Here is a 14,741-nt window from a genome sequence, read left to right on the forward strand (position 1 = left end):
TTTTGGTGGCGGCTGCACGGTCGCGTCATGGGGCTTCTAACGCTCTGATGTTATTACTTCCCGACCGGCGAATTCAACCAGCGGTATCCGTGCCTCTGTTCGTGGAGTATCAGGCAACATTGCTCCGTGGCGAGAATTTGGGTGCTGAATTCTGGGGCGAATTCTGGGGACAGTATACTTAATTCCTTTCGGGCTGCCCCCAACGCTCCCACCCCGCCCCAAATCGGCTAAAATCACCCCATGACAGCCGACACCCAAGCCACAGACACCAGCGACAAACCCGACTACGACAGCCCCTGGAAAGAAGCGCTGGAGCGGTTCTTTCCGGAGTTTCTCGCGTTGTTGTTTCCGGCCATCCATGCCGAGATCGACTGGTCAAAGGGCGTGCAGTTTCTCGACAAGGAATTCCAGAAGATCGTGTGCGAGGCCAAGACCACCCGGCGCTATGCGGATAAGCTCGTCGGCGTCACCCGCCGCGATGAGACGCCGGTGTGGCGGAATTCTGGGGACAGTATACTTAATTCCTTTCGGGCTGCCCCCAACGCTCCCACCCCGCCCCAAATCGGCTAAAATCACCCCATGACAGCCGACACCCAAGAGGAATTCTGGGGACAGTTACTTAATTCACTTGGGCTGGCAAATCCGGTGACAGTATACCGAACAGCCTGAGGCACGCAGCTCAAGCCCACCCCAGCAGCGCATCGGCTAGAGTGTGGAGATGAGCCGCGACACCCGCATCCCTTGGCATGAACTGCTCGGCAAAGCCCTCACCGACGCGCCCTATGGCGCCGGGGCGCTGGAAGTGCTCAACAGGTTATCCACGGCGGCGTTGGGGGTAGAGGCTTCCGGGTGCTGAGGTTGCCACGGTTGATCAGGCCTTGGACAAGGGAAGAAACAGGGTGCGCGGTGAGTCGGACAATGCGATGAAGCCATGGTGGTGGTAGAAGGCCGCAGCCTGTTCGTCCTTTGCCTCGACGACCAGCGCAAAAGCGGCAATCTCGGCGCGGGCCGCTCGTTTCAGCGCGTCAGCGAGCAGGGCGCCGCCAAGGCCTTGCCCGTGGAACGCGCGATGCACCGCCAAGCGCCCCAGACGTACGGCTGGTATTGAGGGGTAGCGGGGCAGTTTCTTGGCCGTTTCCGCGGGAAGCTCGGATAAGCAGAGGCTTGCCGATGCGAGCGTATAGTATCCGGCAATCCGCTGTTCCTGGGTGAGCGCGACAAAGCAAGCCGTCACTCGACGGCGGATATCCTGCGTGACTTGGCGTTGAAAATAGCGGTCGAGTGCTACGCAGCCACTGTCGAACGGGCGGCGGTCATGGTCGGCAGCGAGCGCAACGATGCGGAAGGTCGCCTCGCTCACTCAGGCGCCACCAGCGCTCGGTGACGCGCGAAGGCGCGCTCCATCGCCGGCGTTTGCTGTGGGGGCGACAACAGGGCTTCGGCAAAGCGTTGGGAATCGGCCTGAGACAGGCGGATGACCTCGGCCTGCTCAATGGCCTGTTGGGCGGCCTCGGTGACGGCGGTGACGACAAAGTCGGTCATCGTTCGACCTTGGATTTCGGCGGCGCGTTTGAGTAAGGCATGGAGATCGGTGCTGATCCGTGCTTCAAGGCGAGCGGTTGACGAAGCGGATGGCATGATGGACTCCCGTCACGATGGATGTACCCGATTCCCTAAGGGTACGGCAAATTGCCGTCCATTGCTGCAGCACTGGTGGGGGCGGCGAAGACGGTGCGCACGCGCATCGGCTAGACTCTCGGCATGAGCCGCGATCCCCGCATCCCCTGGCATGAACTGCTCGAAGAAAGGAAGAAAGGGGCCGGGTTTATTTCCCGAAGTCAAGCCTTAAATGCGCTCTGAAGCAAGAAGGTGCCGGCCAAGCCCCGCCCACCTCCGCGTCCGAATCGGCTACACTCCCGCCATGACAGCCGACACCCCAGGCGCGTTGTGGGGACAGGATAGTCAGTTTTGAGCCAAATGAATGGCTAGTTGTCATTGTAAAGGCTGTGGCATCAAAGATTCCGTGAACACTTGACAGTTCAGCTGCTCCACCGGCCTGCATGATTCTGCTAGACAGCAAGCACGAGCCGCGCCGACTGCACCCCTGGCATGAGCTGCTTGGCAAAGCCTTGACACACGCGCTGATCGGGCTGCTGTCTAGGGTTAGCGGTGCGACATCTTGCCAACATCTTCGGCGTTGCGTCATTACAACGTCGAGACGATCCGGGAGGACTTCGACATGCAGATGACCACAGTCAGTTCCACTGATTTTGCGCGTGATCTAAATGAGGCAAAGAAAGCGGCCAGTGCTGGCCCGGTGATCGTCACCGACGAGGGGCGACCAGCTTACGCGCTGCTGAAGATCGACGACTACTACAGACTTGCCAGAAAGGCGCCGAAGAGCCTACTGACAATCATGGATGCAATACCAGGTGGGAATATCGACTTTGATCCGCCAACGCTCACCGGAAACGACCTAAAACCCGCGGACTTCTGATGAGCCCGTATGTTCCTACTCGATACCAATGTCATTTCCGAGTTACGCAGGGGCAAACGACGGCCATCGGCCAGCGTTCGCGCCTGGGCCGACACCGTATCTGCACATCAGCTCTACTTATCTGCCGTGTCGGTGCTAGAGCTGGAGATGGGGGTGCTGCGCATGGAGCGTAAGGACGCACCGCAGGGAGCGATTTTGCGCGCATGGGCCACAACGGTCATCCAACAATTCCAGGATCAGGTGCTGCCCTTTACACCACAAACGGCGCTGCTATGTGCACCGATGCATGTGCCCGACGCGCGCAGCTTTCGTGATTCAATGATCGCGGCAACGGCGATTGAGCACCGGCTCAGGCTCGTGACCCGGAATGTGTCGGACTTCAAAGGATTGGGCGTCGAGCTGGTCAATCCATGGGAAACACCGCGTTAGGACAACCATAGCCGTCGAGTAACACTGTTAATAAAAGTGGCCCAGCGCGAGGAGAATGATCGCGCGGCGGGCATCGACTACAACCTGCATAAGGTCGCCCTCTCCGATGCCGACGGCATCCTCCATCTGCACGGGACCTCGGTCGATGGCTCGGGCCGCGTCACCCATACCCAGATTCGCCCCGAACGCGACGAGGCCATGCCCTTCCTGGTCGGCATCAAGGAGATACCCACCCGCCGCCTCGATACCGTCTTCGCGCAACAGCCGCCGGCGGACCTCTCCTATCTGGTGAAGCTCGACGTCGACGGCGTCGAGGAGCAGATCATCGCCGGCGGCCAACAGGGGGGAATTCTGGGGACATATACTTAATTCCCTCCGTGCTGCGCCCTAACTCCCGCTCCCACAATTCGCCACCGCATCGGCTAAACTTCCAGCATGACAGCCGCCGCCCAAGCCCTGGTCGCCTATCATGTCGCCCACGGCGGCTTCTCCCGCTATCAAAAATTCGATGATTTCCTTGAACAGATCGTGCCACCCGGCGTCACCGGTCCATCACGCGATGAACTGCTCGCCCGCTTCGCTGCCTCAACACGCCAAGGCCTGCTGGAGTGCGAAGTCGCCGAGGGCTTAACCGCCCTGCGCGAACAGACCGCCCACGCCCGCTGGCTCATCGTCTCCGGCGGCGATCAAACCGAGTTGCGGGAAGTTTCACCCAACGCGGCTTAGCCCCGCTCTTCGATGGCGGTATCTTCGGCAGCCCCGACACCAAAGACAGCATCCTGAGCCGCGAACGGGCTAACGGCAACATCCAACAACCCGCCCTGTATCTGGGGGATAGCCGCTACGACCACCAAGCCGCCACCCAAGCCGGGCTGGAGTTTGTGTTTGTCAGCGGGTGGAGTGAAGTCAAGGATTGGCAGGCGTGGTGCGCGCAAGAAGCCATCAGCACCGTGCCGCATCTCGCTGATTTGCTGGTGCAGAGACTGGATTCAGAATGAATGTCAAATAACGAGACAGCGGTAAAATCACAGAACATCTGTCGGCGTTGCCATCGTGAAATTTGAATGGAATCAAGAAAAAGCCGAAGTGAATGCGCGCAAGCACGCGGTGAGCTTCGAGGAAGCCACGACAGTTTTTGGTGATCCTTTCGCTGGAACTTTTCGCGATGAGCGCCATTCTATTGGGGAACAGCGATATATCACGGTTGGACTGGCTTCACCGGTCGATTGCTGGTCGTTTCTCACACCGAAAATCGCGGAATCATTCGCATCATTAGTGCCCGATCTGCCACACCGCACGAGCGCAAACGCTATGAATCCTGACGATCTTGAAGATGACTTGCTTCCCGAATACGAGTTTGATTTTTCCAAAGCTGTCCGCGGAAAATTCTATAAGGAATACACTCAAAGCAGCAACATCGTTGTCCTTGATCCTGATATCGCGGCAGCCTTCCAGAATGCTGAGGCGGTTAACAGCGCACTGCGTTCCATGTTAGCGTTTGCAAAACAAACAGAACGACTAACACATTTCAAGTGCTCAACAAATTAGCGGAATTAAAGAATTAAAGAAGAATTAAAGGGGTCAGGTTCGATTTTTCTGCTATACTCATGGCATGCCACGACGCCCCCGCCTGCACATCGCCGACTACCCGCATCACATCGTCCAGCGCGGTCATAACCGTGCGGCCTGCTTTTTTGCCGAGGAAGACTATCAGACCTATCGGCACTGGCTGGGCGAGGCGCTGGCGAACACCGGCGCGGCTTTGCATGCCTATGTGCTGATGACCAATCATGTCCATCTGCTGGTCACGCCCAAGGCGGCTGAGGATATTCCCCGGCTGGTCATGGCCATCGGTCGGCGCTACGTTCAGACCATCAACAAGACCTACCGCCGCACCGGCACCCTGTGGGACAGTCGCTACAAGTCCTCGCTGATCCAAACCGACACCTATCTGCTGCGCTGCCAGCGCTACATTGAGCTGAATCCGGTACGCGCCGACATGGTGCGCGACCCAGGGGAGTATCCTTGGAGCAGCTACCGGGCCAACGGCCTGGGCGCCAGCGATTCGCTGCTCTCGCCACATGCGCTGTATCTGGCGCTGGGCGACGCGCCCGAGGCCAGACAAGCAGCCTATCGGGAGCTGTTTCGCACCGGACTCGATGGCGCCGCGCTCTCGGAGTTGCGCCTGGCGATTCAACAATCCCAGCCCATCGGCAGTGAGCGGTTTTTGCAGCAGATCGAGCAAATGACCGGTCAGCGGCGCGAGGCGCGCCCACGTGGGCGACCGCGCCTGGAGCCAGATGGGCCGACGGTGTTGCCGGGGCAGATGGAGTTGGGGTTTTAGAGAGTCAGGACTTCGATCAATTGTAAGGACAATCTGCTATGACGAGTTTTCAACAGCTTGAGCATGCGGCACTGGAATTATCCGAAAGCCAGCGAGCGGCGCTCGCGCAGCGCCTGCTACTCAGTCTTCGTGCTTCTTCATCTGAGGAAGACAAGGATGAAGCGTGGCTGACCGAGGCGAACCGCAGAGCTCGAGAGCTTGATGCCGGGCTCGTTAAGCCGGTTCCGGCTGAAGAGGTTAGGGAAAAAGCAAAGCTGCTGACGGGATGAACTACGTTTTTCACCCGGCAGCGCGGAATTCTGGGGACAGTATACTTAATTCCTTTCGGGCTGCCCCCAACGCTCCCACCCCGCCCCAAATCGGCTAAAATCACCCCATGACAGCCGACACCCAAGCCACAGACACCAGCGACAAACCCGACTACGACAGCCCCTGGAAAGAGGCGCTGGAGCGGTTCTTTCCGGAGTTTCTCGCGCTGCTGTTTCCGGCCATCCATGCCGAGATCGACTGGTCAAAGGGCGTGCAGTTTCTCGACAAGGAATTCCAGAAGGAATTCCGGGGACAGGATACTTAATTACCTGCAACAGCAATAAGCGTTGCAATCGTTTTGGCATGTCATGACGCAATTTTGCCGAGAAGCCAATACATCATTAGGATTAATAATTAACAATCAAAGGGGCCTGGGTTGAATTATTTTTTAGCAATGATGGCGATATAACCAATCAGTCGCCACCTATCTGCCCCTAAAGGTCATGGCACCAGACCCCCGCCGCCATGGTCACCGACTTTCCCGTCCAGGGCGATGACCTGCGCGTCTATCGCAGCCCCCTGACCCCAGGCGACATCGAACGCCACTACGGTGGCTGGCGCGATCCCAGCTCGCCGCATTTCTCCCTGGTGGTGCGCAAGATCAAGCACGAGCCGCTCAATCGCGCCTTCGCCGAACTGCGCCCCAGCCACTGGCTGCGCGGCATCATGCGTTATGAGACCCCGGAACGCCGGGCGGCGGAGCCGATTCAGTTCAAAAACGGGGTCTACCAGGTACACCCCATTCTGGACTGGCCGAAAATCGATGCCCTAGGCTATCTCTCGCAGCATGGGCTACCGATGAACCATGATCATTGGGACCCGACCAAAGGCCGCGATCAGCGCGGTGAGTGTTTAATCGGCGACTACTGCGGCCTGCATCGGGCAGACCCCGGTGCCGCCCGGTGAGGAGCGGTTTAAGTGATGAGCGCCTGGAAACGCCTGAGTGAAATCGTTCGGCTCGACTCCCAGTGGGTAAGCCTGATTGGTGAGCGTTGGCGATGCGACAAAGGCAAGGAGCTGGACTACTGGCGGGTGGAGAAAGTCGATTCCGTTATCGTCTTGCCGGTGCACAACGGGCGCTTGATCTGTGTGAGTCCCACCTTCCGCCCCGGCATCCAGCGCGAAACCTTGGATTTTCCCGGAGGACGTCTCCCGGCCGGCAAGCAGCCACTCGACATCGTGCCCTTTCTGCTCGAGCGCGAGCTTGGCGTACCCGCGACGGCCATCAGCCAGATCACCGCCCTGAACCAGCAACCCTGGATGATCAACAGCGCCTTCTCCAACCAGGGCCTGTGGGGTCTGGTCGCCGACATCGACGCCGACTGCACCATCCCGCAACAACACATCGGCCAAACCGCCCCCGCCACCGCGCAGGGGGTCGAGCAGCTGCTGGAGGCGCTCGACTGCCTGCAATGCCGCGCGGTGTTGTTGGAATGGCAACGGCTGAGATGCTGTGGCTGAACCGAACTGCTCACTCCGCGACAAGCCCAGTTCAACCTGGACGCGCAGGCCAACGTCGAGCGCTTTCTGCGCGACAGCGCCGGGCGCTTCAAGCCCCGCATCCTCGCCGTTAGCCCGTGCCTGAAGCTGGACGAGGTCCGCGCCGCACGATAAAGAGGGCTGGATCGTCTGACTGATTTGACGGTAACATCACCGTTGAACAGGCACCACTCGGGGTGCCACTGTCCGCCACATCACCAACGGGAACAACAATGTCTTTCTTCCGGCGCGTTATCGCGGAGTTATCCGGTCTGAACACCATCGGCCACGCGGTTGAATCAAGCGACATCCCCGCAGCCGTTGATGCCCGCTATGGGCTGAGGCCGACTGATCACCTCAGCAGGGGGCAGGTGGTGGTCGCCGCTGGGCGTGCGGTCGCGACCGACGGCTTGAGCAGCGAGGAGTTGCATGCACGGGCACAGCAAGCGCTACAGGATATTCGGGCTTTGGCGCGCTGAGGCTGCCACATCGTGGAAGATGAGCTCAGACTTGAGGCGCGGCGGTTGATTGCACTGCTTGAAGAGGAGGCCAGTGCGGATGTTCGAGCAATCGACATACCACCGGAGCAGGAAGACCAGATTCAATTGAAGCAGGTTTGGGTCTGGTACCGAGAGACGGAAAAACTCGTGCGCGTGCTGGCCAATATCTTGCCCTCGACGATGGCGCAGCCGATTAACCAGTTGCGTTATGCCGGGCACCATGTGCTGAAAGCGGTGACTGCATCAGAACAGCACGCCTCCTATCGGGCCAATGTGGTTGAGGCGTTTAAGCACTGCAAGCGCGCGTATTACGACGCGCTCGATCTGTATGTCTATCACATGGCCGAAGCGCACAGGGACAAGCTGGCGTTTTTGCCTGACCTGGCTACAGCAACGGCCCTGTCACGCGAGCTGGCGACCTTTCTCGATCGGATCAATGGCGCACGACTCAATGCGCAGACGCGAATCGACTACTATGCCGAGATTCAGGGCGACTTGAGTGCTGGCCTGGCGGTGATTGCGAAGGTCAACCAGGCCATGGCGGCTGCCGGGGTGACCCTGGAGATCGTCCAGGAGCGGGCGGAGTTGGCGAAGGAAAACCGTGCGCTTCGGCGGCAAATCGATGAGAAGCTGCGCACTGCCGCTTCCAAGTTGAACGTCCTGGCCATCTTGCTGACGCTCCTCGTCGTGCTGGCAACAGCGGGTGGGTTGGCCTTCCAGGGCGTTGGTACACGCTATTTGTTCCCAGAGCGCCAGGTCGTGCCGGCAGATCCATCGATTTCCGAAGAGGCTGCGAGAAAAGCCGCATTGGAGCCAGAGGCTGCTGCTTCCAGCGATCAACCCGACAGGGGAATTCTGGGGACAGTATACTTAATTCCTTTCGGGCTGCCCCCAACGCTCCCACCCCGCCCCAAATCGGCTAAAATCACCCCATGACAGCCGACACCCAAGCCACAGACACCAGCGACAAACCCGACTACGACAGCCCCTGGAAAGAGGCGCTGGAGCAGTTCTTTCCGGAGTTTCTCGCGCTGCTGTTTCCGGCCATCCATGCCGAGATCGACTGGTCAAAGGGCGTGCAGTTTCTCGACAAGGAATTCCAGAAGGAATTCCGGGGACAGGATACTTAATTACCTGCAACAGCAATAAGCGTTGCAATCGTTTTGGCATGTCATGACGCAATTTTGCCGAGAAGCCAATACATCATTAGGATTAATAATTAACAATCAAAGGGGCCTGGGTTGAATTATTTTTTAGCAATGATGGCGATATAACCAATCAGTCGCCACCTATCTGCCCCTAAAGGTCATGGCACCAGACCCCCGCCGCCATGGTCACCGACTTTCCCGTCCAGGGCGATGACCTGCGCGTCTATCGCAGCCCCCTGACCCCAGGCGACATCGAACGCCACTACGGTGGCTGGCGCGATCCCAGCTCGCCGCATTTCTCCCTGGTGGTGCGCAAGATCAAGCACGAGCCGCTCAATCGCGCCTTCGCCGAGCTGCGCCCCAGCCACTGGCTGCGCGGCATCATGCGTTATGAGACCCCGGAGCGCCGGGCGGCGGAGCCGATTCAGTTCAAAAACGGGGTCTACCAGGTACACCCCATTCTGGACTGGCCGAAAATCGATGCCCTAGGCTATCTCTCGCAGCATGGGCTACCGATGAACCATGATCATTGGGACCCGACCAAAGGCCGCGATCAGCGCGGTGAGTGTTTAATCGGCGACTACTGCGGCCTGCAGCAGGCAGACCCCGGTGCCGCCCGGTGAGGAGCGATGTCAGTGATGAGCGCCTGGACACGCCTGAGTGAAATCGTTCGACTCGACTCCCAGTGGGTGAGCCTGATTGGTGAGCGTTGGCGATGCGACAAAGGCCAGGAGCTGGAATACTGGCGGGTGGAGAAAGTCGATTCCGTCATCGTCTTGCCGGTGCACAGCGGGCGCTTGGTCTGTGTGAGTCCCACCTTCCGCCCCGGCATCCAGCGCGAAACCTTGGATTTTCCCGGAGGACGTCTCCCGGCCGGCAAGCAGCCACTCGACATCGTGCCCTTTCTGCTCGAGCGCGAGCTTGGCGTACCCGCGACGGCCATCAGCCAGATCACCGCCCTGAACCAGCAACCCTGGATGATCAACAGCGCCTTCTCCAACCAGGGCCTGTGGGGTCTGGTCGCCGACATCGACCCCGACTGCACCATCCCGCAACAACACATCGGCCAAACCGCCCCCGCCACCGCGCCGGGTGTGGCGCAACTGCTCGACGCACTCGACTGCCTACAATGCCGCGCGGTGTTGTTAGAATGGCAGCGCCAGTTGGCCCATGGAGCGGAGCCGGACGGGGCGCTTTGTCGTTGGCCGGAAAACTGACGGCAAGCGGTGGCAGAATCCTTCGCCGCCGTGTTGTCGGTCAGATCCGGCAAGATCGGCTGCATCCATCAAGGCATCGTGATTCCTCCGATCAGCAAAAAGCGGCGGTGGATACGCGAGGCAGCTTGCACGATTCAAGACAGATTGGCAGAATATGCCATTTATGTCGCCAAGGAGTCATGTCATGCCTACCCGCAATGTCGTGCTGACCGATGTTCAAGCCAAGTTCGTCGAACAAATGGTCGTCAGCGGGCAGTACCAAAACGCCAGCGAAGTCCTGCGTGAGGGCTTGCGCCTGGTGCAGGCCCGCGAGGCGGAACAAACAGCGAAACTCGCGGCCTTGCGCGAGGCAGTGGCGGTGGGTATCGCCGATATCGAGGCGGGGCGCTACACCGACTTTCAAGATGTCACCTCGCTGCGCGCGCACATCAAGAGCATCGGTCGGCGTGTTCTGGCGAAGCAGGGATGAACAGTTGGACGGTGCGTCTGACCGATCAGGCCGCTCAAGATGTTGAGGCGATTCTCGAGTGGACGCTCGAACAGTTTGGGCCGTTGCAAGTCGATATTTACACCGATGTCATTAACGATGCGCTTGAAGACTTAGCCGAAGGGCCTGAAAGCCTGGGTGTGCGATGGCCGGTGGAATTGGGTAAAAATGTGGCAATCTTGCATGTCGCGCGCAATGGACGCAAAGGGCGGCATGAGGTCGTTTTTCGAGTTAACGAGCGCGCGCGTCTCATTGAAGTGCTGCGTATCCTTCATGACAGCATGGACCTGGTGCGGCATATCCCGCCGTCCAAGGCTAACTGATGCTGCTTCGGCGACAGCACATCGGCCACCGCGCCCCGCCACCGCGCCCGGCGTGACGCAACGGCTCGACGCACTCGACTGCCTGCAATGCCGCGCGGTGTTGTTAGAATGGCAGCGCCAGTTGGCCGATGATTGTTACAATCATCGCCCGCCCCCGATCACCTGAGTGTTGAAAAGCAGGCCGATGAAACCGGAATTCTGGGGACAGTATACTTAATTCCTTTCGGGCTGCCCCCAACGCTCCCACCCCGCCCCAAATCGGCTAAAATCACCCCATGACAGCCGACACCCAAGCCACAGACACCAGCGACAAACCCGACTACGACAGCCCCTGGAAAGAGGCGCTGGAGCGGTTCTTTCCGGAGTTTCTCGCGCTGCTGTTTCCGGCCATCCATGCCGAGATCGACTGGTCAAAGGGCGTGCAGTTTCTCGACAAGGAATTCCAGAAGATCGTGTGCGAGGCCAAGACCACCCGGCGCTATGCGGATAAGCTCGTCGGCGTCACCCGCCGCGATGACACGCCGGTGTGGGTGCTGGCCCATGTTGAAGTGCAAGGTGATCCGCAAAGCGACTTTGCCGAGCGGATGTTCACCTACAATTACAAAATCCGCGATGCCTACCAAGTGCCGGTCGCGAGCCTGGCGGTGCTGGCTGATACCAAGCGCAGTTTCCGCCCCAACAGCTACAGCACGGCGCTGTGGGACTGTCGGGTGCAATTCGACTTTCCGATGGTCAAACTGCTCGACTACGCCACCCCCGAGCGCTGGGCCGAGCTGGAAGCGAGCGACAATGTTTTTGCCTTGGTGGTGATGGCCCAAATCCGGGCCAAGGTGACCGACGATGCCGAGACCCTGAAACGCTGGAAATTCCGCTTGATGCGCCTGATGTACGAGCGCGGCTATGAGCGCACGCTGATTGAAGAACTCTTCCGCCTGATCGATTGGATGATCCGTCTGCCTGAAGAGCTGGAAGCGGAGTTTCGCCAAGAACTCTACGCCTACGAGGAGCAATACCAAATGCCATACGTGACGACTGTTGAGCGAGCGGGGATTCAGAAGGGTGAGGCCGCGATCTTGATGCGCCAGTTCGCGCGGAAATTCGGCACTGATTCAGCCGAGACCTACCGCCCGCGCATTGAATCCGCCGAGCCGGAGCAGCTTGAGGCATGGTCAGAGCGCATCCTCAGCGCCGACAGCCCAGAGACCATCTTCCACTGAGGCTTACGGGCCACGCTGGCAACATCAAAGGTCCAATTCCCAATTCTGCAATTCTGGGGAATTAAAGGGGGAATTAAAGGGGTCAGGTTCGATTTTAATTTGCCAGATTTGCCAGATCAACTCCAATAAATATAGTGGACCCCAATTTTAGGACACTAAATTAAGTTAGTTTTGCCTCATCTGAAGAGACTTGTAAAGACTTGGAGGGAATCAAAGGGGTCAGGGTCGATTTAATTTTCGAACAAATCAAGAATCAAAGGAATCAAAGGGGTCAGGTGCGATTTAATTTCTATTACTACTGAATAAAGAAAGCTGATGCGCGTGATTTCCAAAAAACCTCTGCGAGAATTCTGGCTGCGACACCCTGAGTCAAGAACACTCTTAGAGGCATGGTTCAAAAAAGCATCGAACTGCACTGCCGTTTCTTTTCCGCAGTTGCGGCAGACCTTTGCATCGGCGGATTATGTCGATGGGATGACAATTTTTGATGTAGGCGGTAATCGCTATCGTTTAGTGGCCGTCATTCATTACGACAAGCAAAGGCTTTATGTGCGCCATGTTATGACCCACGCTGAATACGACAGAAATGCTTGGAGAACATCATGAATCCAGCGATTGATGTGCAGCAATTAGTCCCGGCTTGGCAATCGCTCCAATCTCTGGCTCCGGTTCACCATATTGATTCGATGCTCGACTATGAGCAAACTATCGCCCTGCTCAACAGTCTGCTCGACATTGTGCGTGACGACGCAACGCATCCACTGTATTCGTTGGTCGCCGTGATTGGTGATCTTATTGAAGCCTACGAAATTGACCATGAGCCGCTGGCTTGATATTAATTAAAGGGGGCAGGGATAATTAAAAGGGCCTGGCTCGGCTTGTTTTTGCGAAACCAAAAATAAATCGTTCCCAGCCGATAAACCCCAAGGCACTCCCTGCACTCGGTGTCTGAGTTGGCAGCCAGTCGAGACCTGATAGGACTGAGGTCCATATTGTCTCCGGAACACACGATGACTGATTTTGACCAGCTAAAATCCATTGAAGCCCGTGCCCGCACGGTGCGAGAACTGCTCGATAAGGCCAAGTATGCCATCGATTTTTATCAACGCGAGTACGGTTGGCAAGAACGACAGGTCCGTGAGTTGATTGATGATCTGACAGGAAAGTTTCTGGACTATTACGAATCCGGTCACGTCCGCGCGCAGGTCGAGAACTACGGCCACTACTTCCTGGGCTCTGTCGTGCTGAGTCATCAAAAAATGGGGCCTGGGTCGAATTTATTTCTGACAACCTGCTCGCTACTTTATCAGCAAATTGAAAAAGTGCCTTAGGTTAGCACGCGACAAGCATGGACATCTTACCACCTTGCCGCTATTTGAAATTGACCCACCCTTGCTAACAAAAACTGACCCACCCGTGCTGCGCGAGCGACAAGCGCTAGCCGAAACTGCCCCACCCACCTGATCACCCGCCGTGAGCGGGCCTTGGGTCTCATTTAGACCGAGAAGCCTTGAGCGGATCGGTACCAAATGATGAGCGAGACCCGGAGATGTTGTTGTTGCGGCGAGCTGTTCGAGCCGCGTCCGCAGAATCCCAGCCAGACCTACTGTTCGGATCACGCCTGCCAGCGCGCGCGCAAGCGCGCCTGGCAGCGAGCCAAGCGCGGCAGTGATCCGGACTACCGCGCGAATGACCAGGCCGCGCAACGCGCCTGGGCACAGGCGCATCCGGAGTACTGGCGTGCCTGGCGCGAATCGCATCCCGAGTATGTCGCGCGCAACGCCCGGCGACGCGTCGCGGTGATTGCAAAAGAGGACGTGAAGACGCGTGAAACAGTCCTAGCGACAGGGGTTTACCGCATCGAGCCCTGGACCGGGGAGGATTGCAAAAGAGGACCTGTCAGCGCGGAAAACCTGTTTTGGCTCAGTGCCATCGCGCCTGCGGAGCGTCTAGGGTATGACGCATGGACAGCCGCGTATGCCAACCCCGCGCCCTCGACCTGCACCAGCTGCAGGCACCCTTTCGTCACACGCGCGTGCAGCGCCCGGCGCAGATTCGCCGTCTGATGCAATCCATCGACGCCGACGGTCAGCGTGTGCCGCTGGCGGTGGTCACCGGCTCGGAGCAGTTCATCCTGGTCGACGGCTATAGCCGCTGGGAAGCCCTACAACGCCTGGGGCGCGACACCGCCGTGGTTGAAGTCTGGCACGAACCGCTCGCGGGCGCCTTGATCCAGGTGCTCGCGCGCCATCAAGGGCGTTCCTTCGAGCCGATTGAACAAGCCTGGATGCTCTCGGCGGCCGTTGCCGAAGGCGCCAGCCAGCATGAACTGGCTCATGCCGTGGGCAAGGATCCCAGCTGGGTCAACCGCCGCCTGGCGCTGCTCACGCAACTGGGTGAACCGCTGCAGGAGGCTGTGCGCAGCGGGGTACTGTCGAGTTGGGCCGCCAGTCGCATCCTGGCGCCATTGGCGCGCGCTTGCCCCCACCGACGCCGAGACTCTCCTGGCCTCCCTGCAACGCGAGCCGCTGTCGACGCGCGAGCTCAACGCCTGGTATCAGCACTATCTCCAGGCCAATCGCACGGTGCGCGCGCGCCTTCTGGCCCAACCGCGGTTGTTTATTCAGGCCAAAGAGAGTGCCAACCTCCCAAAAAGCACCGACCCCGAGGCGCAGTTCCACGCTCGCCTCGCGCAGATCCGCCGGGAACTGCAGGCGCTGATGCGCAGCCTCCCCGTATGACTTGATCCCAGCCCCGATGCCGCCACGCTCGCCGCGTTGCGCGAGGCCGT

The 14,741-nt window shown here is 58.8% G+C and carries 30 protein-coding genes; 26 read left to right on the plus strand and 4 right to left on the minus strand.

The features are described from left to right. Positions 1–5 precede the first annotated feature (5 nt). The 3 genes from Thiowin_RS25470 to Thiowin_RS20245 all read left to right on the plus strand — a co-directional run bounded on the left by Thiowin_RS25470 (position 6) and on the right by Thiowin_RS20245 (position 856). Positions 6–182 carry a hypothetical protein gene (locus Thiowin_RS25470; protein WP_408034240.1) on the plus strand — a complete coding sequence of 59 codons (177 nt, stop codon included), beginning with the start codon at positions 6–8 and terminating at the stop codon, positions 180–182. Between the two features lie 58 nt (positions 183–240). Beyond that, positions 241–570 carry a hypothetical protein gene (locus tag Thiowin_RS20240; RefSeq protein WP_328984768.1) on the plus strand — a complete coding sequence of 110 codons (330 nt, stop codon included), beginning with the start codon at positions 241–243 and terminating at the stop codon, positions 568–570. A 148-nt stretch (positions 571–718) separates the two neighbouring features. Further along, positions 719–856: a hypothetical protein gene (locus Thiowin_RS20245; RefSeq protein ID WP_328984769.1), complete on the plus strand. Its 138-nt coding sequence runs from the start codon at positions 719–721 to the stop codon at positions 854–856. Positions 857–871: 15 nt separating this feature from the next. Here the strand turns inward: Thiowin_RS20245 and Thiowin_RS20250 are convergent, their stop codons facing one another. Together Thiowin_RS20250 and Thiowin_RS20255 are read right to left on the minus strand one after the other, a co-directional pair. Next, positions 872–1,360, minus strand: a complete 489-nt coding sequence (locus tag Thiowin_RS20250; protein WP_328984770.1) for a GNAT family N-acetyltransferase — start codon at positions 1,358–1,360, stop codon at positions 872–874. Next, positions 1,357–1,638 carry a type II toxin-antitoxin system TacA family antitoxin gene (locus Thiowin_RS20255; RefSeq protein WP_328984771.1) on the minus strand — a complete coding sequence of 94 codons (282 nt, stop codon included), beginning with the start codon at positions 1,636–1,638 and terminating at the stop codon, positions 1,357–1,359. Before Thiowin_RS20255 ends, Thiowin_RS20250 begins: the two co-directional genes overlap by 4 nt. A gap of 541 nt (positions 1,639–2,179) precedes the next feature. On the opposite strand from Thiowin_RS20255, the gene Thiowin_RS20260 reads away from it, so the two are divergent. From Thiowin_RS20260 to Thiowin_RS20275, 4 genes are all read left to right on the plus strand, one after another. Further along, the gene (locus Thiowin_RS20260) at positions 2,180–2,497 is read left to right on the plus strand and encodes a type II toxin-antitoxin system Phd/YefM family antitoxin (protein WP_328984772.1); all 318 of its coding nucleotides are present in this window, start codon (positions 2,180–2,182) and stop codon (positions 2,495–2,497) included. Between the two features lie 9 nt (positions 2,498–2,506). After that, entirely contained in the window at positions 2,507–2,926 is a 420-nt protein-coding gene (locus tag Thiowin_RS20265; protein WP_328984773.1) for a type II toxin-antitoxin system VapC family toxin, read from the plus strand. A 36-nt stretch (positions 2,927–2,962) separates the two neighbouring features. Further along, positions 2,963–3,295, plus strand: coding sequence for an FkbM family methyltransferase (locus Thiowin_RS20270; protein WP_328984774.1), 333 nt, complete (start codon positions 2,963–2,965; stop codon positions 3,293–3,295). Between the two features lie 66 nt (positions 3,296–3,361). Further along, positions 3,362–3,652 (plus strand): hypothetical protein, encoded by a 291-nt coding sequence (locus tag Thiowin_RS20275; RefSeq protein WP_328984775.1) that lies wholly within the window; start codon positions 3,362–3,364, stop codon positions 3,650–3,652. On the opposite strand, the gene Thiowin_RS20280 is transcribed toward Thiowin_RS20275, so the two are convergent. Next, a complete protein-coding gene (locus Thiowin_RS20280; RefSeq protein ID WP_328984776.1) occupies positions 3,649–3,885 on the minus strand; it encodes a hypothetical protein in 237 nt (78 codons plus the stop codon). The two genes, Thiowin_RS20275 and Thiowin_RS20280, sit on opposite strands and share 4 nt — an antisense overlap. Before the next feature lie 94 nt (positions 3,886–3,979). On the opposite strand from Thiowin_RS20280, the gene Thiowin_RS20285 reads away from it, so the two are divergent. The 18 genes from Thiowin_RS20285 to Thiowin_RS20370 all read left to right on the plus strand — a co-directional run bounded on the left by Thiowin_RS20285 (position 3,980) and on the right by Thiowin_RS20370 (position 14,016). Continuing rightward, the gene (locus tag Thiowin_RS20285; RefSeq protein ID WP_328984777.1) at positions 3,980–4,474 is read left to right on the plus strand and encodes a BrnT family toxin; all 495 of its coding nucleotides are present in this window, start codon (positions 3,980–3,982) and stop codon (positions 4,472–4,474) included. Between the two features lie 64 nt (positions 4,475–4,538). Next, positions 4,539–5,270, plus strand: a complete 732-nt coding sequence (locus Thiowin_RS20290; RefSeq protein WP_328984779.1) for a transposase — start codon at positions 4,539–4,541, stop codon at positions 5,268–5,270. 38 nt (positions 5,271–5,308) lie between these two features. Beyond that, on the plus strand, positions 5,309–5,539 hold the full coding sequence (locus tag Thiowin_RS20295; protein WP_328984780.1) for an addiction module protein: 231 nt from the start codon (positions 5,309–5,311) through the stop codon (positions 5,537–5,539). A 107-nt stretch (positions 5,540–5,646) separates the two neighbouring features. Continuing rightward, positions 5,647–5,844, plus strand: coding sequence for a hypothetical protein (locus Thiowin_RS20300; protein WP_328984781.1), 198 nt, complete (start codon positions 5,647–5,649; stop codon positions 5,842–5,844). A 200-nt stretch (positions 5,845–6,044) separates the two neighbouring features. Next, positions 6,045–6,485, plus strand: coding sequence for a phosphoadenosine phosphosulfate reductase domain-containing protein (locus Thiowin_RS20305; RefSeq protein ID WP_328984782.1), 441 nt, complete (start codon positions 6,045–6,047; stop codon positions 6,483–6,485). Between the two features lie 15 nt (positions 6,486–6,500). After that, positions 6,501–7,040 carry an NUDIX hydrolase gene (locus Thiowin_RS20310; RefSeq protein WP_328984783.1) on the plus strand — a complete coding sequence of 180 codons (540 nt, stop codon included), beginning with the start codon at positions 6,501–6,503 and terminating at the stop codon, positions 7,038–7,040. A gap of 251 nt (positions 7,041–7,291) precedes the next feature. Further along, positions 7,292–7,537 (plus strand): hypothetical protein, encoded by a 246-nt coding sequence (locus tag Thiowin_RS20315; RefSeq protein WP_328984784.1) that lies wholly within the window; start codon positions 7,292–7,294, stop codon positions 7,535–7,537. 12 nt (positions 7,538–7,549) lie between these two features. Beyond that, positions 7,550–8,494, plus strand: coding sequence for a hypothetical protein (locus Thiowin_RS20320; protein WP_328984786.1), 945 nt, complete (start codon positions 7,550–7,552; stop codon positions 8,492–8,494). Beyond that, entirely contained in the window at positions 8,491–8,688 is a 198-nt protein-coding gene (locus Thiowin_RS20325) for a hypothetical protein (protein WP_328984787.1), read from the plus strand. The genes Thiowin_RS20320 and Thiowin_RS20325 overlap by 4 nt, the downstream gene beginning before the upstream one ends. A gap of 200 nt (positions 8,689–8,888) precedes the next feature. Beyond that, positions 8,889–9,329 carry a phosphoadenosine phosphosulfate reductase domain-containing protein gene (locus tag Thiowin_RS20330; RefSeq protein ID WP_328984788.1) on the plus strand — a complete coding sequence of 147 codons (441 nt, stop codon included), beginning with the start codon at positions 8,889–8,891 and terminating at the stop codon, positions 9,327–9,329. A gap of 15 nt (positions 9,330–9,344) precedes the next feature. Next, positions 9,345–9,923 carry an NUDIX hydrolase gene (locus tag Thiowin_RS20335; protein WP_328984789.1) on the plus strand — a complete coding sequence of 193 codons (579 nt, stop codon included), beginning with the start codon at positions 9,345–9,347 and terminating at the stop codon, positions 9,921–9,923. Positions 9,924–10,107: 184 nt separating this feature from the next. Continuing rightward, positions 10,108–10,392: a type II toxin-antitoxin system ParD family antitoxin gene (locus tag Thiowin_RS20340; protein ID WP_328984790.1), complete on the plus strand. Its 285-nt coding sequence runs from the start codon at positions 10,108–10,110 to the stop codon at positions 10,390–10,392. Continuing rightward, positions 10,389–10,733 carry a type II toxin-antitoxin system RelE/ParE family toxin gene (locus Thiowin_RS20345; protein ID WP_328984791.1) on the plus strand — a complete coding sequence of 115 codons (345 nt, stop codon included), beginning with the start codon at positions 10,389–10,391 and terminating at the stop codon, positions 10,731–10,733. Before Thiowin_RS20340 ends, Thiowin_RS20345 begins: the two co-directional genes overlap by 4 nt. Before the next feature lie 275 nt (positions 10,734–11,008). Further along, the gene (locus tag Thiowin_RS20350; protein WP_328984792.1) at positions 11,009–11,950 is read left to right on the plus strand and encodes a DUF4351 domain-containing protein; all 942 of its coding nucleotides are present in this window, start codon (positions 11,009–11,011) and stop codon (positions 11,948–11,950) included. Positions 11,951–12,265: 315 nt separating this feature from the next. Further along, positions 12,266–12,556 carry a type II toxin-antitoxin system HigB family toxin gene (locus Thiowin_RS20355; RefSeq protein WP_328984793.1) on the plus strand — a complete coding sequence of 97 codons (291 nt, stop codon included), beginning with the start codon at positions 12,266–12,268 and terminating at the stop codon, positions 12,554–12,556. Continuing rightward, entirely contained in the window at positions 12,553–12,783 is a 231-nt protein-coding gene (locus tag Thiowin_RS20360; protein WP_328984794.1) for a transcriptional regulator, XRE family protein, read from the plus strand. Before Thiowin_RS20355 ends, Thiowin_RS20360 begins: the two co-directional genes overlap by 4 nt. A gap of 177 nt (positions 12,784–12,960) precedes the next feature. Next, on the plus strand, positions 12,961–13,281 hold the full coding sequence (locus Thiowin_RS20365) for a DUF262 domain-containing protein (RefSeq protein WP_328984795.1): 321 nt from the start codon (positions 12,961–12,963) through the stop codon (positions 13,279–13,281). A gap of 198 nt (positions 13,282–13,479) precedes the next feature. Next, complete coding sequence (locus Thiowin_RS20370; RefSeq protein WP_328984796.1) at positions 13,480–14,016, plus strand: hypothetical protein; 537 nt, start codon at positions 13,480–13,482, stop codon at positions 14,014–14,016. Positions 14,017–14,114: 98 nt separating this feature from the next. Here Thiowin_RS20370 and Thiowin_RS20375 read toward each other — a convergent pair whose 3' ends face one another. Further along, on the minus strand, positions 14,115–14,288 hold the full coding sequence (locus tag Thiowin_RS20375; protein ID WP_328984797.1) for a hypothetical protein: 174 nt from the start codon (positions 14,286–14,288) through the stop codon (positions 14,115–14,117). Here Thiowin_RS20375 and Thiowin_RS20380 point away from each other — a divergent pair. Then, entirely contained in the window at positions 14,238–14,696 is a 459-nt protein-coding gene (locus Thiowin_RS20380) for a hypothetical protein (protein ID WP_456243453.1), read from the plus strand. The genes Thiowin_RS20375 and Thiowin_RS20380 overlap by 51 nt on opposite strands. Positions 14,697–14,741: the final 45 nt, after the last annotated feature.

This window comes from Thiorhodovibrio winogradskyi (assembly GCF_036208045.1).
Taxonomy (GTDB): Bacteria; Pseudomonadota; Gammaproteobacteria; order Chromatiales; family Chromatiaceae; genus Thiorhodovibrio; species Thiorhodovibrio winogradskyi.